This window comes from Clostridium sp., from assembly GCF_050717535.1.
GTDB lineage: Bacteria > Bacillota > Clostridia > Clostridiales > Clostridiaceae > Clostridium_AD.
The window spans coordinates 1-25,289 of sequence record NZ_JBOITM010000074.1; the positions used below are offsets into that span (position 1 = coordinate 1).

Consider the following 25,289-nt stretch of genomic DNA (forward strand, 5'->3'; position numbering starts at 1 on the left):
CATTCACATCCTTTTTTTGATACCTTATTATACCATAAATACCCAAAAATAAGAACCCTGAGCATAAAGAAAAAGCAGGTTTTTACACCCGCATTTTCTTCTATACACCCAAAGTTTAGTAAGAACCATTAATTTAGGCTTTTGCTGCTTTTTATTTATAAAACCCCCATTACTTTCTTTAATGTTATTTTATAAGATGTCTTAAGTGTAAATGCTGCCAGAAAGCTAATAACTACAATTCCTAGGAGTTCACCATTTAAAATGGCATTAGGTCCAATAATCCTATTTACATTAAAAGCACATAATGCAGTAAAAGACATGATAACGAAGGCTAAAGTAGCCCAGGCAATTGGCTCTGGAGCATTGATTGATTTAAGTTCACAGGAAGCCAGAGCTGGATAAAGTAAATTTGTGCATAAAAGATACATGACAATAAATAGTAAGTATAACCTAGGCAGTTCCTGATGACTAAAGATTGATACAAGAAAAGTGCCAATGAACCCTATAATATACATTACATAGGTGTGAAGATAAACAATTTTTATAATATCTTTAGTTCTTATAGGAAGAGTTAAGCAGAAAATATATCCCTTTTCAGAAATCTCGTTTATGCCTATGGATACAATGAAAAAGCCTACGATAACTACAAAAGATGTTTCATAAAAATCACTTCCACCAGTAAAAAAAATATTTACTACTGAAGGAATAATCAAGAGTAGTGCAAAGAAAAAGGTTTTATAAAAGAATCCAGCTTTAAGCATTTTAAGATAGTTTAATAATAGGTCTTTCATTTCAATTACCCACCTTCTCCGAAATTTTTAGAGGTAACTTGCAACCTAAAAAATAACTGATTATAGTTGAAAGGAGTATAATAATTAAACCTGTAATTCCGCCAATGTATCTACAAGCCTTTAATATAGGAATGAATATTGGACCTAAACCGTTAAACATATTTTGCTCGTTTACTAAAGTACTCGGTTGTAAATCAGGAATAGATATTAAATAAAACATAAATACGAGCAATATTAATATTAATGCTATGAATAGATACCTAAAGGCCTTATATTTTTCAGATGAAGATGAAAAGCCTATTGATATATTTACAGCCATAGTCCATATACAATAAATTAAAACAAGAAATCCTGAATATGCTGATATAAGCTCACTTGTGCTTACAAAAACATTTAATCCTATAAAATATATTACTACTATAAAAAATGGAATACTTACCATTTGGAAAATCCCGAATTTCACATTATATATATCTTTTTTTAATACTGGTGCCTGTATTAGAAAATCATTCAGATTACCTGTGACTTTTCTTTTTAACCCAATACCACTTTGAGTGCTTAAAATAAATACATAGGATAGGTTGATTAAATTAAGTAATTGAAGAACTATATCGCTAAAATCTACCATTGTTCCTTTATTTACATAATCCTGTACCAACCTTGTTGTTTCAGAACATATCATTATTGATATTAGTCCAGTGAAAAATATAGAAAATCTTAATAGCCACTCAATATTGCTTGGATACATAAACCAAAAGGCTTTAATTATATTAATAGTTCTTTTCATAATTATCATACCCCCAGATAGTAAAAGTTAATAGATTTTCAACACTAGGGTTAGTACCTTTTATGTCCTTAAAATATTCATGAGCTTTTTCTCTTAATATCAAACCCTCAAAAGTAATCTCACCTTTTCTAATTCCAATAAACTCATGTTCAAGTCCATTTAATTCTTCAATGCCCCCAGTTAATACAATATATTTTTCTTCGAGTTTATCAACCGACAAACTTTCTATTATTTTACCACCATGAATTAAAGTTATATAATCTGCTATTTTATCTAAATCTGAGGTAATATGTGTTGAAAAGAATACAGATTTTTCTCCGTCAGATACAAACTCTCGAAGTATATCTAAAATCTCAATTCTTGCAACGGGATCAAGACCTGCGGTGGGCTCGTCAAGAATTAGAAGATTAGGCTGATGTGCTAAGGCAAGAGCGAACATTGCTTTTGTTTTCATACCCTTAGAGAACTCACTTATTTTTTGTTTTAAAGGAATTCTCCATTTGGAAACATAGTTATTGAAAATATCGTCACTCCAATTATCATAAAACACCCTGAGAGCTTTTGCATGATTTTGCAAAGTAGAGCTACTTATAAAATAATCTTCATCTGGCACATAGCCAATTTGGGATTTTACAAAGATTTCTTCTTTAACATTATCTTTTCCAAGGATTTTAATCTGTCCTGAGGTTTTCCCAATTGCATTTAACATTAATTTTATAGTAGTAGTTTTTCCTGATCCGTTTTGCCCTATAAACCCCATAATGCATCCTTTTTCAAGGGTAAAGGTTACATTCTTCAAGCTGAAATCCCTAAAATCCTTATTTAAATTTAAAACTTCTAATATATTCTCCATTTTTATTCCCCCTTATAAATGTTTTCAATTATCTTTAAAATATTTTTTTTCGTTACCCCAACTTCCATTATTTTAAGAGTCATATCTTCATATTCTCGGATTAATTTATCTTTTCTTTCTGATAACAACTTTGACACATCCACAGTATTTACAAAAGTGCCCTTGCCAGAGACTGTATATATAAGGCCTTCATGTTCTAAATCTGTATATGCTCTTTTGGTGGTAATAGTGCTAACATTTAGCTCCTTAGCTAGCTGCCTAACCGACGGGAGAGTGTCACTTGCTTGAAGCTTTCCACAAAGTATATTTGATTTGATACAAGCCTTTATTTGTTCATACATAGGCAAGTCACTTGTATAATCTATAGTAATATTCATTAATTCACCTCTTTCTTGGTAGGACTTATTTATACAAAATCGTGTATACCATATATATACGATATCGCATATCCAGCTTATTGTCAATGAATTTAATGTTATACTTATACATGGAAATATAGAGAAATCATAAATTATGGGTTATCTCACTGAAAAAATGAAATATGGTTTTATATATTATAAATAGTAAATTTAAATGTGTTTTAGAAAGGACTGAACAAAATTTATGAAATTGGTATGTTTTGGCGATAGTTTAACCTATGGATATGGGATAACAAGAGGGAAATGTTGGGTAGATTTAATTAGAAAAAAATTAAATGTAGAAGTTATAAATCAAGGTGTTAATGGCGAAACAACTGCTGCTATGATTTCTAGGTATTATACTGATATAGTAGAAAAAACTCCAAGTCATGTAATTATAATGGGTGGTAGTAATGATTTCTTAAAGGGATATACGGTGAGTAGAGTTGAAGCAAAAGTAAGCCGCCTAATTAAGGAAGCAAAAGAACATGGAATAGTACCTATCATAGGCATACAAACTCTAATAGACAAAGATTTAGCACTTGAACATTGGAGTATTGATGTGGACTATTTAAAAGTAAATGAAAAGATCAAATTGTATAGGCAATGGGTATTAAATTTTTGCAATGAAGAACATATTTTGTTTATAGACTTTTATAATGCTTTAGAAAATTCCAAAAAAACTTTATACCCTAAACAATTGTACATTGATGGGATTCATCTAACAGAAAAAGGCCATGAAATTATCAGTGAATGTGCATTATTAACGATTTAAGAATGGGAGCTTTACTATTTTAGAAAGGCGGGATAGTAGTTGGCTGTGGATAACATTTATACTCCACCGTAGGGAGAATTCGCTTTTTACACGGTAAAGAAAGTATATATTACGTAAACTTCATTTGAGCAAGCTCTAGTAATATATACTTTCTTTTATTTTTTATTTTTGACTCTGCGCCTTATTATCAATAAGTTGTAGATCATTTTCCTTTATTATGGAAATCAACAGATCCGCATATACGTTATTTTCATTAATATCTTGTATAGTACTATATCCTGCATTTTCAAGGGCTTGAGCTTGCTGTATATACTGAGAGGCATCGAAAACTCCATTTTTTTTATATCTATCATTGTCAGAAAGAAATTTTCCATAATCATCTAGTGAATCTACTTTGTTTTCATATAGTCTAAAATTAGCTTTTACAACTTCATCATGATATTCTGATGTAGTCATATTTATACTTTTTCCATTCCAACTACTATCAGATTTTATTCCAAATAGATTATTTGCTTTAATACTTAAATCTGATTTACCCCAAGCAGATTCTAATATACATTGAGATATTGTGATGGATGGAAGAATTTTATACTTATTGTATAGTTCAATCGCTTTTGGTGAAAGGTCCTAAATGAAAATTTTATTTGAAGAATCCTTTTTTAAATTACCATTTACTAAACCTATAAATTTTAGTTGGGATAAGTAGTTATTTACGAAACAGTAGGTTTAAATGTAATAAATAGCATAAAATTAGTATATACCTATTAAATCAAGCAAATCAACTAAATTAAGGTTATAATGAATAGAATAAGCAAAATAATAAATTCTAGGAGATGGTATGGTGGGAAACTCAGAAAGTATAATATCAATTGTGGATTTACAAATGAGCTATGGTAGTAAAAAGGTGCTTAATGGAATAAATCTAGAGATACCTAGAGGCCAAATAATAGGATACATAGGGACTAATGGTGCTGGTAAAAGCACAACTATAAAGATAATGCTTGGGATATTAGATGGATACACAGGAAAAGTTGAAATATTAGGACAGGATATAAGTAATGGAAGTGTAGAGTATAAAAAGAAAATAGGGTATGTTCCTGAGCTTGCAGATATATATGAAAACTTAACTGCGTATGAGTATATAAGCTTTTTAGGTGAAATATATGGATTAGAAAAAGATAAGATTATTGAGAAAGCTAAAAAGTTAATGGCCTTATTTGGAATGGAGGGTGTTATAAATTCTAGAATATCCTCATATTCAAAAGGTATGAAGCAAAAGTTACTTATAATATGTAGTTTAATTCATAATCCTGAAATATTATTTTTTGATGAGCCTTTAAGTGGTCTAGATGCCAATAGTGTAATGGTGTTTAAGGAGGTTATGCGTTCTCTTGCAAATAGCGGAAAAACCATATTTTATTCATCACATATAATGGATGTTGTTGAGAAGGTAAGTGATAGGATATTACTTTTAAACGATGGACAAGTAGTAGCCGATGGAAGTTTCGAGGAGCTTAATAATAATCAAAAGGATGGTTCACTTGAAGAAATATTCAATCAGCTAACAGGCTTTAATGAGCATGCGAAGATTGCCAAAGAATTCGTTTCTTTGGTGTGCGAGGTGTAATTATGAAGAATTTTACCGTACTTAAAATATTAGATAAATTCCAATCAGCATATAAAAAATTAGGCGTTGACTATAAGACAATGAGAATGATACTTCAAATAAAACTAACCATGGATGGCCGTAGAGTAAGTACTGTTATGGCAAATAATAAAAAAACAGATGACACAGAGGAAAAGAACAATTATTCATCTTTACTTAAAATAAACGGATTTATGAGCATTTTCATTGGACTCATAATGATGGGTGAGATGCCTTCTATGATTTCAACAAATATTGTTATAGGTATAAATTTATTTATGATGGTATCTCTTATGATATCTGATTTTTCAGCAGTTTTGCTAGATGTAAAAGAAAAAAATATATTGTTACCGAAACCTATTGATAGTAAGACATTTAATGCGGCAAAGACTACTCACATATTTATATATTTAATGGGGTTATCACTGTCACTAAATTTAATTCCACTAGTTCTTGGTACAATAAACTATGGACCCTTATTTTTTTTAATATTTAGTATAGAAAATATACTTTCAGTATTGTTAGTTATAGCATTGACAGCATTACTATACACTTTAGTTTTGAAGTTTTTTGATGGAGAAAAACTAAAGGATATAATCAACTATTTTCAAATATTATTAGCTTTTGTGTTTGCCTTTGGATATCAGCTAATGATTAGGGTTTTTAATATGCAAAGTATTAATATTGAATATGCACCAAAGTTTTGGCATGCACTACTTCCATCTATGTGGTTTGCAGCGCCCTTTGGAATATATATTGATGGTAATAAACAACCTTTTTTAATACTTTTATGCGTATTTGCAATAGTAGGTCCGATTTTATTAATTACGGTTTATATTAAAGGGGTAGTACCTTATTTCGAAAAGAACCTTCAAAAATTAAATGAAAATGGAGGAAAAGTAAGTAAGCGGAGTGAAAATAGAAAAGAATTTATAGCATCATTAGTTTGCAGGGATAAGATTGAAAGGAGCATGTTTAAATTTACTCAAAACATGATAGCTACAGAAAGAAATTTAAAGCTTAAGGTATATCCAACACTGGCAATGGCTGTATTTGTGCCAATCCTATTCATGTTCATGGATAGAGGTGATAAATCCATTATGGATAATATCCAAACTGGCTTTGGTGGTAAAGTTCATTTGTTAATGTATGTAAGTATATTCCTGCTATGTTTTTGTACAGCTTTTATAAATAATAGTGATAGTTATAAGGGTGCCTTTATATACAAGGTATTACCTATAGAAAATCCAGGAGTAATATTAAAAGGAGCAATAAAAGGAACTATATTCAAGCTAATAATACCACTTTACATATTAGAGGCTGGAGTGTTTTTAATACTTAAAGGTCCCTCAATAATTATAGATTTAATAGTAATGTTTTTAGTGCTTTTAATAGTATCATTAGTGTATTTTAAAGTATCCAATAAGGAAATGCCCTTTAGTGTAAAATTTGCGGTGGCAGATAGTGGAAAGCTTATAGGACCATCGGGAATTACAATAGTGCTACTTGGGGCTTTTGCAGGAATCCATTTTATTATTAGAAATAATATGATGTTTACTTCCGTTTATGCGGTGGTACTTTTAATTGTTAATATAATTCTTTGGAAAATTAGCTTTAAAGTAAGTTGGAATGATGTAAATATGTAAGGAGTCATATATAAAAGGTTACAGAAACATTAACTTGTCACATGAGTTACACCTAGGTTATCTTACAAAACTGTAAGATAACCTTTTGCATTTGTAAGTTGAATGATATGGAGTGTAAGCATTGCAAGAAGTATAATATGCTTATAGTGATGAGAAATGAGAAAAGGGAGAGATATAAATGGAAGTTTTAAAGGTTGAAAATTTAACTAAAACTTATGGAAAAGGTGAAAATGAGGTAGAGGCTCTTAAAAATATAAATTTGTCAGTACATAAGGGGGAGTTTGTAGCAATTGTGGGAGCATCGGGTTCTGGTAAGAGTACACTTCTTCATTTACTTGGAGGGCTAGATAGGCCTACATCTGGAAATGTGGTTATTGATGGGGAAAGTATTTATGATTATAAAGAAGAAAAACTTGCAGTGTTTAGAAGAAGAAAGATAGGTTTTGTATTTCAGTTTTATAATTTACTTCCTATTTTAGATGTAGAAGAAAATATAGCACTTCCAGCATTACTTGATAATGATAAGGTAGATAAAGTTTATTTGGAAGAGCTTATTAAAATACTCGGACTAAGCGAAAGGAAAAAGCATCTTCCCTCAGAGCTATCAGGAGGACAACAGCAAAGGGTGTCAATAGGTAGAGCGGTGTTTAATAAGCCATCAATAATACTTGCAGATGAGCCTACAGGAAATCTTGATACTAAAAATTCAAAGGATGTTATAGAATTATTAAAGTTTACAGCTAAAAAATATAATCAGACATTAATACTCATCACCCATGACGTGAATATAGCAGCTATGGCAGATAGAGTTTTAACAATTGAAGATGGTGAAATAATTTCTGATAAGCATTTGAAAGTAAGCTAGGGGGAAGAGAAAAGATGATAACAAGTTATAAACAGTTAACAGGTAAATATTTAAAGCGAAATAAAAAAAGAACTGCACTTACTATTATAGGAATAATGTTATCAGTTGCGCTTATTTCAACAATAGGACTTTTCTTTAAGGGGATGCAAGAGGCGCAGATACAAGATGCTAAAAATAGTGGAGGCTCTTTCCATCTAGCATTTCTAAAAACTGATGAAAAATTGATTTCTAAAATAGTTAATAATCCAAAAGTATCTAGGAGTGGATTATATAATATAAGTAAGGAAATAAAGATAGGTGATAAATTAGTTGTTAATATAATAACAGCAACAGATAAAGCCTTAGAACTTTTCCCATATAATGCCAAGGTAGGTAGATTGCCAGAAAGTGCAAATGAAGTAGCCATGGAAAAGTGGATATTACCATATATTGAAAAAGATACTCATGTAGGAAGTAAAATTAATGTTAATAATAAGGATTGTACTCTTGTAGGAATACTGGAGGATAATGTACAAAATCAGATGGATGGTAACGGACTAATTTTAACTAAAAATAATAATATTAATAAACAGAATGCATCGCTTTTAGTGGAAATAAGCTCAAAAACAAATTTGAAAACTGCAGTAAGCCAGTTAAAGCAATTAGGTGAGAAGGATTCTGTAATGGAAAATAGCTATTTGCTTCAAATGCAGGGGGCAGGAGACGATAGTTCAGGGTTTGGACAATTATATGTAGCCCTAGCAATAATAATTGGGATAGTTGTAATTTCAACTATAGCAGTAATATACAACTCATTTCAAATAAGTGTTGTAGAGCGGATTAAACAGTTTGGACTTTTAAGAGCAGTGGGAACAACTCCAAGTCAAATTAGAAAAATTGTCCTAAGAGAGGCAACAATACTTGCAGCAATTGCTATTCCATTGGGGCTTGTATGTGGCATTATAGCTATCTTTGGAATAAGTTCTGCATTTAAATTAATTGGTGCAGATTCAGTTATGCCAATGAAAATTTCAATATCTCCTATGGTTTTATGCATCAGTGCAGGTGTTGGACTTGTCTCAATATACCTATCAGCACTGGTACCAGCATATTTCGCAGGCAAGATTTCACCACTGAATGCTATAAGTGGTAGAAACTCTATAACAAAAGAGAAAATTAAAAGACGAAAAAATGTAGTCATTAAAAAAATATTCGGATTTGAAGGAGCATTGGCGGCTAAAAATATAAAGAGAAATAGAAAAAGGTATAGAATAACTGTTTTTTCTATAGTAATAAGTGTGGTTTTATTTGTTACTTTTAAATCCTTTATGGATATGTCACTTAATATATCGTCAGATCTTAATGAATCAAAAGATATTCATTTTACTGTTGTTAGAGATAATAAAGTTACAGCAGAAGATTCAAATATAGATAATAAAATAGTAGATGACATAAAAGCACTGAAGTCGGTGGAGAAGGTATATAAAGTATGCGATCCATATCTTTTTCAGATGGCAATAAACCAAAACAGTGAAGTTAAAGAAATTCAGGACATGAAAAATATATATAAAAAAACAACCTTAGATGGAGACAAGAAAACTCTTATGGAAAGTGCTATTGTAGTTTATGATAAGGAATCTTTAGAAGTTTCTAAGAAATATCTAAAGTCAGGAAAAATTGATATAGAAGCACTAAACAGTGGAAATGGAGTGATCTTGTATAATAAATATAGTTTATATAATGAAAACACGAAGAAACAATATTTTGGATCAATGGCAGATATAAAAGTAGGAGATGAAATTGACCTTCAATTTACTGGTGAATACAGTGAAGGTAGTGAAGTAAAAACAGAATTTGGGAAAGGCAAGGTTCAAAAGGTTAACGTTATGGCAATTCTTGAAAATTCACCTTTTGATACTATTCAATATAGTAATAGCTTAAATATAATCACAACAGAAGAAATGGGAAGGAAATTGACAGGTGGCAAGTATGCTAAGCCTGTAAACTTAAACATAGTTCTTAAAGATATAAAAGATGAAGATGCAGGAAAGATAGGAATAGAAACGGCCATAAAATCAAACCCCTCACTACAAGTAATAAATAATATAGATAGTAATAAAGAAGCAAAATCTGCAATATTAATGGTTCAAATATTACTTTATGGATTTGTATTGGTAGTTTCCTTAATTGGCAGTGTTAATATTGTAAATACCTTAACAACAAATATTATTCTTAGAAAAAGAGAGTTTGCTACCTTAAAATCCATAGGGCTCACTCAAAAGGGTTTAAAGAAAATGATTGTACTAGAAGGACTTCTTTATGGAATTGTAGGTGCCATATATGGCTGCATAATAGGCTGCGGAATATCTTACCTCCTAGGATTATCAATGGGTGCATTTAGAGAGTTTGGATGGATGGTGCCTTGGCAGGCAATAGCTATTGCGGGAGCTGCATCTATAGCAATAAGCTATCTTTCAGTTTTATCACCGCTTTCACGAATTAAAAAAGAAAATTTAATTCAGGCAGTTAGAGAAGATTATTAATAATAATCTTCTCGTTAAAAGGTTTATATGACTATGGCATTTTGATACTTTATAAGATATAATAATATTAAATATTAATTTAAAAGAATTTGTGAATGGTTTGCTTAAAAAGTTTCAGAATGGTAAAGATATTAATAATAAAATATATTGAGGTGAGCTGTATGAAAGCGAATTTGAATGAAGTTTGGGAACTAATTGATTGTTTAACATTAGAAGAAAAAAAAATAATATATAAAAAAATGGAAGTGGATATAAATTTAAAATTAATAGACTTATTGGATAGAGTAAGCGAACGAGTAGAAAAAGAATCTCTTTCATTGGATGATATTACTAAAGAAGTTGAGGAAGTAAGAGGGAATTTTCATGAACAAAATTAAAGTTGTAATAGATACCAATATATTTGTTAGTGCATTTCTAGGAAGTAAAAATGCAAAGCTAATACTAAAGGAAATAATTAATGGTGAATTTCTTCTTATTATGTCTACAGAACAATTAAGAGAATTAAAAGAAGTTCTAAATAGACCTAAATTCAGTAAATATATAACATTAAGGGAAGTGGAAGAATTAATAGCTTTGTTGTCAATGAAAGTAATAGTTCCAGCATGTTATGAGAAAGTAACTGATTGTAGAGATCCAAAAGATAATATGATTCTTGAGGAAGCAGTTTATGGGAACGCACAATATATAATAACTGGAGATGATGATTTATTAGTTTTAAATCCATATAAATGGATAAATATAGTGAATTTGAGAAACTTTATTACAGAAATATATGATTTGTAAATTAGCATATTAAATACAAAGCAATATAAACGAAAATGAGTATTGGATAGAGAGTATAGTAATTAAAATAATATATGAGCTATTGTTTCTATTAGGTTATCTTACGAAATTGTAAGATAACCTTTTGCATTTGAGTTGACTTAAATGATGATATACTTTGAATTAACCCATAAGTAAGGTATTATTAAGGTATTAATTGTTTGCAATATTTAAAATGAGGTGAAAATTATGGATAGATTATTATTAGTTGAAGATGATGAATCATTAGCCCTTGGCATAGAGTTTTCTCTAAAAGATGGGGGATATGAAGTTTCTAGAACCCCAACAGTAGAAGGTGGTAAAAACTTATTCCATTCTGAACTTTTTGACTTAGTTTTATTAGATGTTAACTTGCCTGATGGCAATGGATATGAATTATGCAAGTATATAAGAAGTCTAAGTGATGTGCCTATAATATTTTTAACGGCTTGTGATGATGAGGTTAATATAGTTCAGGGTCTTGAAATAGGTGGAGACGATTATATAACAAAGCCTTTTCGGGTTAGAGAACTTATATCAAGAATAAAGGCAGCCATAAGGCGTAATTCTAAAAACACAGCGAATTCTAAAAATATATTATTAGAGAATACGCTTAAAAGTGAAAATATATTTGTTGATAATATAAAAGGAACAGTTCGAAAAAATAGCGATATTATAAATCTTACAGCGCAAGAATATAAACTTTTATTAATATTTATGAATAAGCCCAATGTTTTAATGAAGAGGGATGAGATACTGTGTGAATTATTAGAAGGGGAAGACCCTTTTTTTGATGAAAACACGCTATCTGTTTATATTAAGAGAATAAGAGACAAAATAGAAGACAATCCAAGGGAACCCCAGTATATAGTTAATAAACGTGGACTGGGGTATAAGTGGAATAAGGATGTTGTAGCATCCTAGGTGATAAACAGCTTCGAAGATGATGAATAGCACCTAGGGCGATAATTAAGGAGTAGATTACTATGAGAAGATATTTTATTAATTCTGAACTGAAAATAAGCACGGCGGTTCTTTTGTTTGTAATGACACTATTTTTAATTATTACTGCTTTGTTTTTAAAGATCCATAATGATAATTTGAAGGCTGACTATATAAAAAGTTTAGGAGCCATTGCTACAAGGGTAATTGAAAAAAATCCTGAAATGGAAAAGGAAATTATACCACTTATTACAAAGGAAGTTTCTAAGGAAGAAGCTGCACATGGAAGTGCTTTACTAAAGCAATATGGGCTAACACAGGAGTTAGAAGATTCACTTTTTCCCTATGTAAGTAGGGCTATTATAAAAAATAACTATTCAATTAGTTTAAGCTTTATTCTTATGGCGGCTATATTATTTATGTTGAATTATTTTCAATATGTTTTTTTTTATAAAAGGATAAGAAGACTAACAAATGCAGCAAAAAAGGTAGTTGATGGCGATTATGATATAGCTATAAATGAAAATAAAGAGGGCGATTTTTCAAAACTAGCAATTTCTTTTAATTCCATGAGGGAAATCATTAGAAGTAATTTAAGTGATCTACGGCGTGAGAAACAATTTCTAGCGGATTTATTATCAGATATATCTCATCAACTAAAAACTCCACTTTCATCTGTAATTTTATATAACGATATTATGGTTACAAAGCAGCTACCTGAAGATCAAAGAACAGCTTTTTTGCTGAATAATCAAAATCAGCTAGAAAAGATGAATTGGCTCATAAAAAACTTACTTAAGTTAGCTAAATTAGATGCTAAAGCTATAGAAATTGTCAAAGAGAAACAAAGTTTAAATGAAACGGTGCAAGATGCAATAGATGCACTAGAGAGCAAGGCATATGAGGCAGAGGTTGTTATTACTTTTAAAGAAAATGGAGAAATAGTTTTTTATCATGATAGATTGTGGCTTGAAGAAGCACTTATTAATATTATTAAAAATGGCATAGAACATAATGCTGTGGGTGGAACAATAAATTTAGATCTCCAGGAAAATCCAATGTATACAAGAATTATTATAGAAGATACTGGAGAAGGTATAAGCGAGGCTGATATACCTAATATATTTAAGCGGTTTTACAAAGCTAAAGCAGGAAGGAAAAGCGAATCTATTGGAATAGGGCTGGCACTATCAAAATCAATAATTGAAGCACATAATGGGATGATTGAAGTACGAAGTCGGGTGGATGTAGGAACCAAATTTATTATTACGTTTATAGTATAGAAGATAAATACAAGGAAGTCGCACACAAATATAAATTTGTGTGCGACTTCCTTGTATTTATTGTCAGGTTATTTTATTTTATTAGAGTTTATATATCTTTTTAAATCATATTTCAACATTATGAAGTAACTGGGAATTGTGTATACTAACACGCCTAGTTTAAAAGCATTAGGAATATAACTACCAAACAATACTTCTAATCCATCACCCAAGTAGTATGCTCCAAGACCTACCAAGAATAGATTTAGTATATAAAATACTAAGCCAATATTAAGATTAGAGATTCCTCTAGATACTATATAAACAACTAAAGCTGCAGTTGCTAAACCAAGTACAGAGGAGCTTGCAACTAGTAGTGGTGAGCCATCTGGGCTAGTTAAAATAAATAAGGTTGCTTCTAATAATTCTCTAAAGCAGGTTACAGCAGCAAGAATAAATACTCCCTTTTGACTAAGCAAAACAAATTGTTGGTTTGGAAGGGTGCTAAAGGATTTGTTTTTCCTTAAAAGTACTATACTATATAATATTAAACCAGCTAATACTATCCCAAGGAGTCCATCAAATAATTCGCCAGCAGGACCGTTTAATAATGCAGTTTGTGAAAACATTATTAGAGCGGTTATAGTTGCAATAAATGTTCCTAAAGCTACACCTAATAAAGAACTCTTAGTCATATTATATAATTTGTTTTTGTTAAAATAAACTACTAAAGGGATAATAACTAAGAAAATCTCTATACCTTCTCTTAAGCATATTATAAAAGGAGCAAACATCGTAAATCACCTCCTAATCTGCAATCGTAGACTTGTCTACTATACATAATATGCTGAATTAATGCTTTGAGATACTTTGTTATATGGCATTTTGAAAAAAAAGTTATTAGAAATAGAGGAAAATTTAAAGGAGTGTCAAATATGGGGATTTTGATAAAGATGAAATTGCTTTAGTTAAAGAAATATGCTCAGTTCTTGGAGTAAATTCAGCTGATTTTCAGATTTAATAATGAATATGTGTAAAAAGTCTCAATATGTATAATATTGCGACTTTTTTCTTCGTAAGAATGGTATTTAAAGTGGTATAATCTGATTAGCCTATTAAAAATATCAATTTATGGAGGGGTGGAATATGGTAGATAAGTTTGGAAGTGGTTTAGAGGAATACATTACTAAAATTAAAGAAGCTGTAGATGAATTATCTGAAGCAATAGTGGTTTTTGTATACGGTACTCTTATGAGTGGAAATAATAATAATGAAATGTTCTTATCAGAGACTAAATTTGCAGGTGATTTCATAGCTGAAGGTTTTGAGTTATATGACTTAGGTAATTATCCTGGCATAATTCATAGTGAAAATAATAAAGTTAAAGGTCAGCTTTATGTTATTAATAAAAATATATTAAATAATTTAGATATACTTGAGGGTGAGGGAAGTTTATATATAAGAGAGTTAATTAGAGTAGTCAATGATAAAAATGAGTCTCGAGAGGCATATACGTATGTATATAATCAGGATATCTCAGGAAAAGTTAAGGTTAGTTATGAAGATCAACCCTGGAGAGTAGTAAAAGAAGTTTTTTAATGAATGTATTTGGACTAGTATGGATTAAAGTGGAATGGATTAGCTTAGAAGAAGCTATATAGAATATGAATGGGAGATGACTTTATGAATAGGACTATAATGCAATTTTTTGAATGGTATTTGCCTTCAGATGGGGGGCACTGGAATTTTTTAAAAGAACATTGTAAGCAGTTAAGTGATGTTGGTATAAATACTCTGTGGCTTCCTCCGGCATATAAAGGTGGCGGTGGCATTAATGATACCGGTTATGGAATTTATGATTTATATGATCTTGGGGAATTTGATCAAAAGGGAACCGTGAGAACTAAATATGGCACAAAAGATCAATATATAGAAGCAATAGCGGAGGCTCACAAAAATAACATTGAGATATTAGCAGATATAGTACTTAATCAGAAAGGTGGAGCAGATGATACTGAGTGGGTAAAGATAGTTAAAGTTGACCCATCAAACCGAAATAATAAGATATCTGGAGAGTATGATATAAAGGCATGGACTAAATTTACCTTCCCAGGAAGAAATAATAAATATTCTGATTTTAAGTGGAATTGGGAACAGTTTGATGGGGTAGATTGGGATGAGAATAAAAAGGAAAGTGCTATATTTGAATTTACTGGGGAAGGTAAATGCTGGGATCCAGATGTAGATTTAGAAAATGGAAACTATGATTATCTTATGCTTACAGACTTAGATTTTACTTCAACTGTAGTATGTGAAGAACTTTTAAAGTGGGGATTATGGTACATAGAAATTGCAAACCTTGACGGATTTAGATTAGATGCAGTAAAACATATAGATTATGAATTTTTCATCAAGTTTATTAGTGATATTAGAAGAATTACCAATAAAGAGTTATTTACAGTAGGGGAATATTGGAGTGGTGATTTAGGTGTTCTAAAAAAATATATAGAAAAAACAAGTCATGCATTTAATATTTTTGATGTACCTCTGCACTATAACTTTTTTTCAGCAGCACAACAAAAGGAGAAATATGATTTAAGAAATTTAATGTCAAATACCTTAATAAGTTGTTATCCTGAAAATTCAGTGACTTTTGTGAATAATCATGATACCCAGCCGGAACAATCCCTTGAGTCATTTGTAGATAAATCCTTTAGTTTACAGGCATATACTTTTATTTTGACAAGACAAGAAGGAATACCAAACGTTTTTTTTGGGGATTATTATGGCATACCAAATAATAATATAGCTCCACTAAAAGATAAACTAGATAAATTATTAAAGGCTAGAAAAGATTTCGCCTATGGTGTGCAACATGATTATTTTAACGAGGCACATATTGTTGGTTGGACAAGAGAAAATGGACTAGCTGCCTTGATTTCTAATGGAAATGATGGTGGCTCTATCAAGATGTTTGTTTCCGAAAAACTTTCGGGTAAGACATTTGTAGATATAACTGGTAATGTTCAAGGAGAAATTAAAATAGCTGAGGATGGTAATGGGGATTTTAAAGTTAATGGTAATTCCTATTCGGTTTGGTGTATGGTTTAAAAAAGCAGAAGCTTCCAATTTAATGGAGGCTTCTGCTTTTGTTGAAAATTTTAGATGTAATACATATCCACGTTCTCTAATTAAAGAACGTGGATTATTTGTACGTCCAGCATGTTCGCTGAGCCGATAGGCTGAAAGAAGCCTATGTCACCTAACCAACGGGAAGACAACCTGAGAGCAAGGGCGCTACTGGCAACGGTAGAGTCTGAAGGAAGCAGCAGGGGAAATGTGGAACATAACAAAAGTAAACCGAAGTTGGCTTATAAAGTGGGTAACCCTGCAAAATATGGGAAAGCCCCAAAGTTGGATGACTTTATAAGTTAAGACGGATGCGTTCGCATTTAGGCAGGCAAACCTATCTGGAGAAACCTGTATTATCCTATTTTAAAAGGTAAGTTCAAACAAATGGGAACATAAGGGAGATACGATGTAGTGCAGGTGGCAGATGAATCCATAGTAGTTATTAACTTTTAGCCAATGAAAACTGGTAACAGTATGGAGGGCAAAACTAAGAGGACATTATGCAGAAAGTATTATATGAGCAGTCATAATGAGGGATAGATTACCAAAAGTATCTATTCTTGCAAAGGGAGGAAGGCAAAACAAAGTTTGTAATTCAAAATTGTAAACTTATAAACTTATTAGAAAAGATAATCAAGGTCGAAATACTAAGAGGTACTTGTAACTGGTGATGACGAATCTACTGGAAACATAGCCCGTTCTAAACAGAGTAATTAGGTTAAGCTAGATATATTGCCGTAAGGCTAAAGAGGTCAGCAAAACCAATGAAGAAACTGTGGTTTATAAGGGAATAATTTAGATAGCAAAGCGAGAGGAGTTCATGATGAAAAAGTGGTATAGTTTGATTGATAAAGTTTATACAATTGATAACTTAAGAAAGGCTTTTAAAGCGGTCAAAAGCAATAAGGGAGCCCCTGGTATAGATGGGGAGACTATTGGAATTTTTGAAGCTAATATGGAAGCTAATATAGTCAAGCTAAATCATGAACTCAAAACCGAAACGTACGAGCCACTTTCAGTACGTAGGGTATATATTGATAAAGATGATGGCACTAAAAGACCGTTAGGTATTCCGACGGTTAGAGATAGGGTTGTCCAACAAGCACTAAAGAATATTTTAGAACCAATTTTCGAACCCACATTTCATCCTTCAAGCTATGGTTATAGACCGAATAGGTCTTGTCAAAAAGCTGTAGCAAAAGCTGAAAGATTCATGAACAAATATGGATTAGAGCATGTAGTAGATATGGATTTATCTAAATGTTTTGACACACTTGACCATGAAATAATAATTAAATCAGTGAATGAAAAAGTAAGTGACAGTAGAATTTTAAAATTAGTAGGTAAATTCTTAAATGCTGGAACTATGGAAAATGGAATTTTTGATGAATCTGATATAGGTTGTCCGCAGGGCACTGTTATTTCACCATTGCTAATGAATATATATTTAGATTATTTTGACAAGGCAATGATGGAAAAAGGTATCCGCATAGTTAGATATGCAGATGATATACTGATTTTTGCAAAATCAAAGAAATTGGCAGGAAAATATCTAGCTTTTGCTATCCATATATTAGAAAGGGACCTAAAACTTAAGGTGAATGGAACTAAGACCCATATAGCTGACGCTAGTCAAGGGGTGGCTTTTCTTGGATTTATAATCAGAGAAAAGTGGGTTTCCATACATCCTAAAAGAATTGAGGAATTCAAAAATAAAATCAGACGGCTAACGCCTAGAAACCATGGGATGAATATAGAACAAATGCTTAGAAAGTTAAATCCAGTAATCAGAGGATGGGCAAATTATTTTAGAATTGCAAACTGTAAAGGACTTTTTGAGAAGCTATTTAGTTGGATTAAAAGAAGGCTAAGAATGAAGAAGATGAAAGAATGGAAAAGCTATAAATCTTTGCATAAAGCACTTAGGCGAAGAGGGTATAAGGGTGAATTCAAGAAAATATCAATGGTAAGGTGGAGAAATTCAAATTGTGCGTTGATACACATGGCTTTACCTAATACATGGTTTAAGGAAATAAAGCTTGTCTACTTGTCAGATATACAGGTCGGTGTCTTGTCAAATTATTATGAATAAATAATTTTTAGTTTTTGCCAGGAGCCGTATGCGTGGTCCGCAAGTCCGGTTCTGTAAGAGGAAAGAAGTCGGCAATTAATTTCCGACTTCTACCTACTTGATTATTTAATAAAATTCAAATTGTAATTTAACCAAAGAGAGCAACAACTGCTAGCGCACCTACGATGCCACCACAAATTGGAGCTACTACTGGTATCCAAGCATATCCCCAATCAGAATCGCCTTTACCAGCGATTGGTAATATAGCATGAGCTATTCTAGGTCCTAAATCTCTAGCTGGATTAATAGCATATCCAGTTGGTCCACCTAAAGATAAACCTATTACTAAAATAATAAATGCAGCGATAAGTGGTCCAAATCCAGGAGATGATTTTGTTTGAGCAACTCCGAGTAGTGTGAACACTAATACAAATGTGCCTATAAATTCTGATAAAAAGTTTGATGGTGTATGTCTAATTGCTGGTCCTGTACAGAAAACAGCAAGTTTTCCTGCTTTGTCATCTGTAACTGCCCAATGAGGGTAATACATTAACCAAACAAGGACTCCACCTACTATAGCTCCAAGCATCTCAGCTACGATATAACCAGGTACTACTGCCCAGGATAATTTACCAATTACAGCTAGTGCTAAAGTAAGTGCGGGATTGAAAGAAGCTCCGCTTACCGTAAAGATATAAGCTGGAATACCAACAGCAAATGCCCAACCAAAACAAATAACTATCCAGCCAGAATTATTTCCTTTTGTTTTGTTTAAAACTACATTTGCAACTACCCCATCACCAAGAAGAATAAGTAACATTGTTCCAAAAAACTCTGCATAATACACTAACATATTATTATACCCCCATATAAATTATTTTGTAGAGAAGTAAAATGTAAAATACATTTTACTCTCTTAAATACATTTAATTATTTTTCTTCCCAATCTCTTGATCTTCCAACAGCTTTATGCCAACCTTTTAATAATTTTACTCTGTTTTCCTCTTCCATGTTTGATTTGAAAGATCTAGATAGTGCCCAGTTCTTTCCAACTTCTTCTTGATCTTTCCAATATCCAACTGCAAGTCCTGCTAAATATGCAGCACCGAGTGCTGTTGTTTCAATTACTTCTGGTCTGTCAACTTGAACATCTAATATATCTGACTGGAATTGCATTAAGAAGTTATTAGCACAGGCACCACCATCAACCTTTAAGGCTTTAAGTGTTATACCTGAATCTTCTTGCATAGCTTTTAATACATCATTTGTCTGATAAGCTAATGATTCAAGAGCTGCTCTTATAAAGTGTTCTTTCTTAGTTCCACGAGTTAAACCAACTATTGTTCCTCTTGCATAAGGATCCCAATATGGAGCACCAAGTCCAACGAAGGCTGGAACCATATATACACCATCAGTGTCTTCAACAGCAGAAGCATATTCTTCTGATTCTGGGGCAGTTTTTATCATTCGAAGTTCATCTCTTAACCATTGAATAGTTGCTCCTGCAACAAATACACTTCCTTCAAGAGCATAATTAACTTTGCCGTTTATACCATAGGCTATAGTTGTAAGTAATCCATTATGAGATTCAACTGCTTTTTCACCAGTGTTCATTAGGAGGAAACAACCAGTTCCATAAGTATTTTTAGCTGTTCCTGCTTCATAACAAGTTTGTCCAAACAATGCAGCTTGTTGATCTCCTGCTGCGCCAGCTATTGCTATAGGAGAACCAAATATTGAGTTATCAGTATATCCATAAACATAACTTGATGGTTTTACATCAGCAAGCATTGATTTAGGTATATCTAAAGTTTCAAGTATTTCATCGTCCCATTTCAATTCATGAATGTTGTAGAGCATTGTTCTGGATGCATTAGTATAATCTGTTACATGAACTTCTCCTCTTGTTAATTTCCAAATCAGCCATGTATCAATAGTACCAAATATTAAGTTTCCTTTTTCAGCTTCTTCTCTAGCACCAGCAACGTTATCAAGTATCCATTTTACTTTTGTTCCGGAGAAATAAGCATCAAGTATAAGACCTGTTTTGTCTCTTACTACTTTATCAAAACCTTTAGCTTTTAATTCATCGCAAGTGCCGGCTGTTCTTCTACACTGCCAAACTATTGCATTGTATACTGGAATACCAGTGGTTTTATCCCAAACTACAGTAGTTTCTCTTTGATTTGTGATACCAATAGCAGATATATCTTCTGCTGTTGCATCAACAATAGCCATAGCTTCTTGAGCCACACCTAATTGAGTAGCCCAAATTTCCATAGCATCATGCTCAACCCATCCAGCTTTAGGAAAAATCTGTGTAAATTCTTTTTGAGCTACACTAACAATTAAGCCTTCTTTGTTAAATAAAATACATCTTGAACTTGTTGTACCTTGGTCTAGTGCCATTACATACTTAGCCATAATTTTTTACACTCCTTCGTAAAATTATTAGTAACCGTTTACTTGATGCTTATATAAACATGGTATTAAATTATTTAATACCATGAATTTATCATTATTGAACTATCAATCTAGAATATATAACCCACACGTGGATGACACTATACTTGTCCAAGTTGCCACTTGCCACGTGGGTGGCAACAGGTTTATGCCTCCTTGATATCCTTAGTAGCTATGATATTTACTCCTGTGTTAAGAACATTTTCTAATACTATATCGCCAATATGGACTGGTGCTTTTATTATAACATCTTTTAATGCTCCTACACAGTCATAAATTAGATTTTTTGGAATATCTTTTTCTGTTTTTACAGAAAGTATGTCGCTTTCGCCACCAGTAACTAAAACAGAGGACGTAACAACTCTTGTTGGATTAGTGCATTCTTTTTTACCATAGTTTTCACCAATTTTACAACTACTTCCTTTTACACTTATAACTTTATCACCATCAAGCTCTACTATAAGAGCACAACCCATTGGACAGCCTATGCATGTCAATTCTCTGGTACTCATAATTAATTACTCCTTTTCTACTTTTATAGTAATTTTCTTGCATTCACTGTATTTATTGAAAATCGCTTTAGTTAATTTAACACTTTCCATTTCACCAGGGGTAAGAATCTTCTTCTTTAAATGCATTTCACGAACATCATCAAAGTACACAGATATGTAAGAGTTCTTATATACTTCTCCAACTCTAAATCTAACATCTATTCCGTCACCAATATTGTCAGCATTGATAGTTTTTGGAACTGTGTATCTAACTCCATCTGTTGCAAAAACTTCAACTCCTGTCCCTACATGATGAATTCCATTTATATAATCTGCTGCATTTTTACCAGCAGTGTAGCTTTCAGTGGTTACATTATCTACTAAATCGTGAACGTGAAGCACATTACCACAGGTAAATATTCCAGGAATGCTTGTCTGCATACTTTCATCCACTTCAGGTCCTCCAGTAACTCTAGAAAGTTTAACATTTGCTTTTCTAGAAAGTTCGTTTTCTGGTAGAAGTCCAACAGATAATAGTAGTGTATCGCAAGTAATATATTCTTCAGTGCCTTTAATTGGTTTTCTATTTTCATCTACTTCTGCTATAGTAACACCTTCCAGTCTATCATGTCCAACTATATTTGTTATAGTATGGCTCAATTTTAGTGGAATATCAAAATCATCTAAGCATTGAACAATATTTCTTTTAAGTCCGCTTGAATGGGGCATGAGCTCTACACAAGCTTTAACTTTTGCACCCTCCAAGGTCATACGCCTTGCCATTATAAGACCAATATCTCCTGAACCAAGTATTACTACTTCTTTGCCTGGCATTAAGCCTTCAATATTAACATACTTTTGAGCTGTTCCTGCTGTATAAATACCTGAGCATCTTGCTCCTGGTATATTTAAAGCTCCTCTTGGTCGTTCTCTACATCCCATTGCAAGTATAATTGCTTTTGCTTGAATCTCAATAATACCATCTTCTGTATTTACAGCAGTTACTTGCTTATCATCATTTACATCTAAAACCATAGTATCTAGCTTATACTCAATATCAAGAGCAATAATCTTATCAATAAATCGTTTTGAATATTCAGGGCCAGTTAACTCTTCTTTAAATGTATGAAGACCAAACCCATTATGAATACATTGATTGAGGATACCACCTAATTGATTATCTCTTTCAATAATTAAAATGCTGTTTATTCCTTGATCCTTCGCAGAAACTGCAGCTGCAAGGCCTGCTGGACCTCCACCAATTATGATTAAATCGTATTCTTGCATATATATTCCTCCAATTTATAGTGATTCTTTGTTCTTGCCAGTTAATAAAATAGAATCTCCACCTGATTTTGTAACATCTAAGCGAGATATATTAAGTTCTTTAGAAAGAATGTCTACAACTCTTGTAGCGCAAAAACCTGATTGGCATCTACCCATTCCAGCTCTTGTGCGTCTTTTAACTCCATCAAGTGTTTTTGCTCCAAGAGGTCTTCTTATTGAATCTAAGATTTCACCTTCGGTTACAGTTTCACACCTGCAAATAATTTTCCCATATTCAGGTATTTCCTTGATTATTTTTTTTCGCTCTTCATTAGACATTTCTCTAAATTTTGGTATACCTTGTCTTATAGGGTTGAACCCTACATTTTTTTCAGGTGATAATTTTTCTTTTACTATATCTACTACCATTACAGCAATAGCTGGAGCACTAGATAATCCTGGAGAATCAATTGAAGCTACATTAATAAAGTTTTTAGCATCTGGAGCTTCGCCAATTATAAAGTCATTTCCTTCAGTTTTTGATCTGTTACCTGCAAATGAGGTTATTACCATATTCATAGGAATTGGATTTTGAAGACTGAGTTGCGCATGCAATAGAATATCATCAATACCTTCCTTGGTTGTATTAAGATCATCTTTGCCTTCTACGTTTACAGCATCTGGTCCAATTAGAAGATTACCATCTACAGTAGGAGTGACTAAAACACCTTTTCCAAGTTTAGTTGGAAGTTGAAAAATAGTTTTTGTTACTAAATCTCCCACAGCTTTATCAAATAAAACGTATTCTCCTCGTGTGGGAAGTATTTTAAATTTGTGCTGGCTTACCATATTATTAATTTCATCTGAATATAAACCAGCTGCATTTATGACTATTTTTGTTTCGAGGTCGCCTTTATTGGTTTTTATATTATAATTATATTCATTTTTTTCTATGGAAATGACTTCAGTTTCAAATTTATATTCCACACCATTCGTGTATGCATTTTCAGCCATAGCAATAGTCATTTCATATGGACAAACAATTCCTCCGGTTGGAGCATATAATGCACCAACACAGGCTTTAGTTATATTAGGCTCCATTTCTCTAACCTGATCACCACTCAGAATAACTAAATCAAGCACTCCATTTTTTTCTCCTTGTTGCAATAACTTATCAAGATCCATCATATGATCCTTATCAAAGCACAGAACCAATGAACCATTTCTCTTAAATGGAAAATCTAATTCTTTTGCCAGGTCTGTATACATTACATTACCTATAGCATTTAATTTACCTTTCAAAGTACTTGGATTAGCATCATGTCCTGCATGGACAATAGCACTGTTTGCTTTAGATGTTCCAGAACCCACATCACTAGTTTTTTCAAGTACACATGTTTTTAAATTATATTTAGATAGCTCTCTTGATATTGAGCATCCCACAATACCAGCTCCAATAATAGTTACATCAAACATCATATTACCTCCTAAACGCAAATAAAAAGAGAACCTTGAAAAATAGGTATAACTATACCTAAAAATCAAGGCTCTCTTCTCTTCGCCTCTGAATTATTTAACTTAATGATAACATAATGATTAAACGATTGCAAGAACTATTTATTGTAAAACTAAATAATAAAAACCAATTAAAACCAATAAAACCATATCTCAATTTGCATAAACATATTTCAAATAAATGTTTTATTCAAAATGTGATTTATAATGTTTAATATAATGTAGGAATTATTTTTATGCGTTTGTATAAGAATAAATACATAAAATAACTTGAAAGAAAAATAACACTGTGATAAAATTAATTTATTTGAAATATCTTAATGTAATGCAATCACAATAATGTGGTATTGTTATTTTTTAATTTGAATTGATTAAAATAAATTTTTGGAGGATACACATTGAGAAAACTAGATGAATTACTAATAGAGAACCCAATTATTGGTGCCATAAGAAATGATGAAGATTTAGAAAAAGTAATTTCTAGTAATGTTCTTGTTGTGTTTGTATTGTATGGAAGCATAGTAAATCTAAATGATATATGCGAAAAACTTAAAGCTGCGGGTAAAGTAGTATTTGTTCATGCAGATTTAATAGAAGGATTAAAGGGAGACCATACAGGAATGCTCTTTATAAAGCAGTGCGGAGATCCTTATGGGATTATAACCACAAAGGCAACCAATATAAAAAATGGAAAGAAACTAAATTTTTGTGTAATACAGAGAATATTCGTAGTGGATTCACTATCGCTTATGACAGGAATAAAAAATATACAAGCAGTACTTCCAGATGCTGTAGAAGTTATGCCTGGGGTTGCAAGTAGAATTATTAAAAGCATGGAAAATAAAGTTAGAGTTCCAATTATAGCTGGGGGGCTTATTCAAACTAAGCGGGATATAATGGATTCACTAGGTGCAGGAGCTATGGCTATTTCGACAACAAATCGCGAATTGTGGGATTTATCTTAGGAGTAACAAAAAACTAACTCCTAAGATTGTTCATGCTTATTTGTGTGTTGATGGGAATAAAGATTTCAAGTATAATATATTTGAAACCGTTGTTCCTTT

Annotated in this window: 25 protein-coding genes; 14 read left to right on the forward strand and 11 right to left on the reverse strand. The window is 31.9% G+C overall.

Annotation, left to right across the window (positions count from 1 at the left end):
- Nucleotides 1-155: 155 nt before the first annotated feature.
- The 4 genes from ACREVU_RS13610 to ACREVU_RS13625 are packed head-to-tail and all read right to left on the reverse strand — an operon-like array spanning nt 156 to nt 2,808.
- Nucleotides 156-791, reverse strand: coding sequence for a hypothetical protein (locus ACREVU_RS13610; RefSeq protein ID WP_431552146.1), 636 nt, complete (start codon nt 789-791; stop codon nt 156-158).
- A gap of 1 nt (nt 792) precedes the next feature.
- Nucleotides 793-1,578: a hypothetical protein gene (locus ACREVU_RS13615; RefSeq protein WP_431552147.1), complete on the reverse strand. Its 786-nt coding sequence runs from the start codon at nt 1,576-1,578 to the stop codon at nt 793-795.
- Nucleotides 1,562-2,431 carry an ABC transporter ATP-binding protein gene (locus tag ACREVU_RS13620; RefSeq protein WP_431552148.1) on the reverse strand — a complete coding sequence of 290 codons (870 nt, stop codon included), beginning with the start codon at nt 2,429-2,431 and terminating at the stop codon, nt 1,562-1,564. Before ACREVU_RS13620 ends, ACREVU_RS13615 begins: the two co-directional genes overlap by 17 nt.
- Before the next feature lie 2 nt (nt 2,432-2,433).
- Nucleotides 2,434-2,808 (reverse strand): GntR family transcriptional regulator, encoded by a 375-nt coding sequence (locus ACREVU_RS13625; protein ID WP_431552149.1) that lies wholly within the window; start codon nt 2,806-2,808, stop codon nt 2,434-2,436.
- A gap of 226 nt (nt 2,809-3,034) precedes the next feature.
- On the opposite strand from ACREVU_RS13625, the gene ACREVU_RS13630 reads away from it, so the two are divergent.
- Nucleotides 3,035-3,604, forward strand: a complete 570-nt coding sequence (locus ACREVU_RS13630; protein WP_431552150.1) for a GDSL-type esterase/lipase family protein — start codon at nt 3,035-3,037, stop codon at nt 3,602-3,604.
- A 162-nt stretch (nt 3,605-3,766) separates the two neighbouring features.
- On the opposite strand, the gene ACREVU_RS13635 is transcribed toward ACREVU_RS13630, so the two are convergent.
- The gene (locus ACREVU_RS13635) at nt 3,767-4,213 is read right to left on the reverse strand and encodes a glycoside hydrolase family 73 protein (RefSeq protein WP_431552238.1); all 447 of its coding nucleotides are present in this window, start codon (nt 4,211-4,213) and stop codon (nt 3,767-3,769) included.
- Between the two features lie 229 nt (nt 4,214-4,442).
- Here ACREVU_RS13635 and ACREVU_RS13640 point away from each other — a divergent pair, with 229 nt between their 5' ends.
- The 8 genes from ACREVU_RS13640 to ACREVU_RS13675 all read left to right on the forward strand — a co-directional run bounded on the left by ACREVU_RS13640 (nt 4,443) and on the right by ACREVU_RS13675 (nt 13,308).
- Nucleotides 4,443-5,231, forward strand: a complete 789-nt coding sequence (locus ACREVU_RS13640) for an ABC transporter ATP-binding protein (RefSeq protein WP_431552151.1) — start codon at nt 4,443-4,445, stop codon at nt 5,229-5,231.
- Between the two features lie 2 nt (nt 5,232-5,233).
- Nucleotides 5,234-6,895: a hypothetical protein gene (locus ACREVU_RS13645; RefSeq protein ID WP_431552152.1), complete on the forward strand. Its 1,662-nt coding sequence runs from the start codon at nt 5,234-5,236 to the stop codon at nt 6,893-6,895.
- Between the two features lie 178 nt (nt 6,896-7,073).
- Nucleotides 7,074-7,760 (forward strand): ABC transporter ATP-binding protein, encoded by a 687-nt coding sequence (locus ACREVU_RS13650; RefSeq protein WP_431552153.1) that lies wholly within the window; start codon nt 7,074-7,076, stop codon nt 7,758-7,760.
- A gap of 14 nt (nt 7,761-7,774) precedes the next feature.
- Nucleotides 7,775-10,282 (forward strand): ABC transporter permease, encoded by a 2,508-nt coding sequence (locus ACREVU_RS13655; protein WP_431552154.1) that lies wholly within the window; start codon nt 7,775-7,777, stop codon nt 10,280-10,282.
- Between the two features lie 161 nt (nt 10,283-10,443).
- On the forward strand, nt 10,444-10,659 hold the full coding sequence (locus ACREVU_RS13660; RefSeq protein WP_431552155.1) for a hypothetical protein: 216 nt from the start codon (nt 10,444-10,446) through the stop codon (nt 10,657-10,659).
- Nucleotides 10,646-11,065: a putative toxin-antitoxin system toxin component, PIN family gene (locus tag ACREVU_RS13665; RefSeq protein WP_431552156.1), complete on the forward strand. Its 420-nt coding sequence runs from the start codon at nt 10,646-10,648 to the stop codon at nt 11,063-11,065. The genes ACREVU_RS13660 and ACREVU_RS13665 overlap by 14 nt, the downstream gene beginning before the upstream one ends.
- Nucleotides 11,066-11,293: 228 nt before the next feature.
- Nucleotides 11,294-12,007: a response regulator transcription factor gene (locus ACREVU_RS13670; RefSeq protein WP_431552157.1), complete on the forward strand. Its 714-nt coding sequence runs from the start codon at nt 11,294-11,296 to the stop codon at nt 12,005-12,007.
- A 62-nt stretch (nt 12,008-12,069) separates the two neighbouring features.
- Nucleotides 12,070-13,308 (forward strand): HAMP domain-containing sensor histidine kinase, encoded by a 1,239-nt coding sequence (locus tag ACREVU_RS13675; RefSeq protein ID WP_431552158.1) that lies wholly within the window; start codon nt 12,070-12,072, stop codon nt 13,306-13,308.
- Nucleotides 13,309-13,376: 68 nt separating this feature from the next.
- Here ACREVU_RS13675 and ACREVU_RS13680 read toward each other — a convergent pair whose 3' ends face one another.
- Entirely contained in the window at nt 13,377-14,081 is a 705-nt protein-coding gene (locus ACREVU_RS13680) for an FTR1 family protein (RefSeq protein WP_431552159.1), read from the reverse strand.
- Between the two features lie 352 nt (nt 14,082-14,433).
- Here ACREVU_RS13680 and ACREVU_RS13685 point away from each other — a divergent pair, with 352 nt between their 5' ends.
- The 4 genes from ACREVU_RS13685 to ltrA all read left to right on the forward strand — a co-directional run bounded on the left by ACREVU_RS13685 (nt 14,434) and on the right by ltrA (nt 18,511).
- Nucleotides 14,434-14,886 (forward strand): gamma-glutamylcyclotransferase family protein, encoded by a 453-nt coding sequence (locus ACREVU_RS13685; protein ID WP_431552160.1) that lies wholly within the window; start codon nt 14,434-14,436, stop codon nt 14,884-14,886.
- An 84-nt stretch (nt 14,887-14,970) separates the two neighbouring features.
- Nucleotides 14,971-16,398, forward strand: a complete 1,428-nt coding sequence (locus ACREVU_RS13690; RefSeq protein ID WP_431552161.1) for an alpha-amylase — start codon at nt 14,971-14,973, stop codon at nt 16,396-16,398.
- 144 nt (nt 16,399-16,542) lie between these two features.
- Complete coding sequence (locus tag ACREVU_RS13695) at nt 16,543-16,722, forward strand: hypothetical protein (RefSeq protein WP_431552162.1); 180 nt, start codon at nt 16,543-16,545, stop codon at nt 16,720-16,722.
- Between the two features lie 517 nt (nt 16,723-17,239).
- Nucleotides 17,240-18,511, forward strand: coding sequence for a group II intron reverse transcriptase/maturase (ltrA, locus tag ACREVU_RS13700; RefSeq protein ID WP_431552163.1), 1,272 nt, complete (start codon nt 17,240-17,242; stop codon nt 18,509-18,511).
- Nucleotides 18,512-18,638: 127 nt separating this feature from the next.
- Here ltrA and ACREVU_RS13705 read toward each other — a convergent pair whose 3' ends face one another.
- The 5 genes from ACREVU_RS13705 to ACREVU_RS13725 form a co-directional block, all read right to left on the reverse strand.
- Nucleotides 18,639-19,343, reverse strand: a complete 705-nt coding sequence (locus ACREVU_RS13705) for an MIP/aquaporin family protein (protein WP_431552164.1) — start codon at nt 19,341-19,343, stop codon at nt 18,639-18,641.
- Between the two features lie 77 nt (nt 19,344-19,420).
- Nucleotides 19,421-20,914 (reverse strand): glycerol kinase GlpK, encoded by a 1,494-nt coding sequence (gene glpK / locus ACREVU_RS13710; RefSeq protein ID WP_431552165.1) that lies wholly within the window; start codon nt 20,912-20,914, stop codon nt 19,421-19,423.
- A gap of 185 nt (nt 20,915-21,099) precedes the next feature.
- Nucleotides 21,100-21,465: a DUF1667 domain-containing protein gene (locus tag ACREVU_RS13715; RefSeq protein WP_431552166.1), complete on the reverse strand. Its 366-nt coding sequence runs from the start codon at nt 21,463-21,465 to the stop codon at nt 21,100-21,102.
- 6 nt (nt 21,466-21,471) lie between these two features.
- On the reverse strand, nt 21,472-22,731 hold the full coding sequence (locus ACREVU_RS13720; RefSeq protein ID WP_431552167.1) for an NAD(P)/FAD-dependent oxidoreductase: 1,260 nt from the start codon (nt 22,729-22,731) through the stop codon (nt 21,472-21,474).
- 15 nt (nt 22,732-22,746) lie between these two features.
- Complete coding sequence (locus ACREVU_RS13725) at nt 22,747-24,186, reverse strand: NAD(P)/FAD-dependent oxidoreductase (protein WP_431552239.1); 1,440 nt, start codon at nt 24,184-24,186, stop codon at nt 22,747-22,749.
- A gap of 437 nt (nt 24,187-24,623) precedes the next feature.
- Here ACREVU_RS13725 and ACREVU_RS13730 point away from each other — a divergent pair, with 437 nt between their 5' ends.
- The gene (locus ACREVU_RS13730; RefSeq protein ID WP_431552168.1) at nt 24,624-25,190 is read left to right on the forward strand and encodes a glycerol-3-phosphate responsive antiterminator; all 567 of its coding nucleotides are present in this window, start codon (nt 24,624-24,626) and stop codon (nt 25,188-25,190) included.
- The last annotated feature ends 99 nt before the right edge of the window (nt 25,191-25,289 follow it).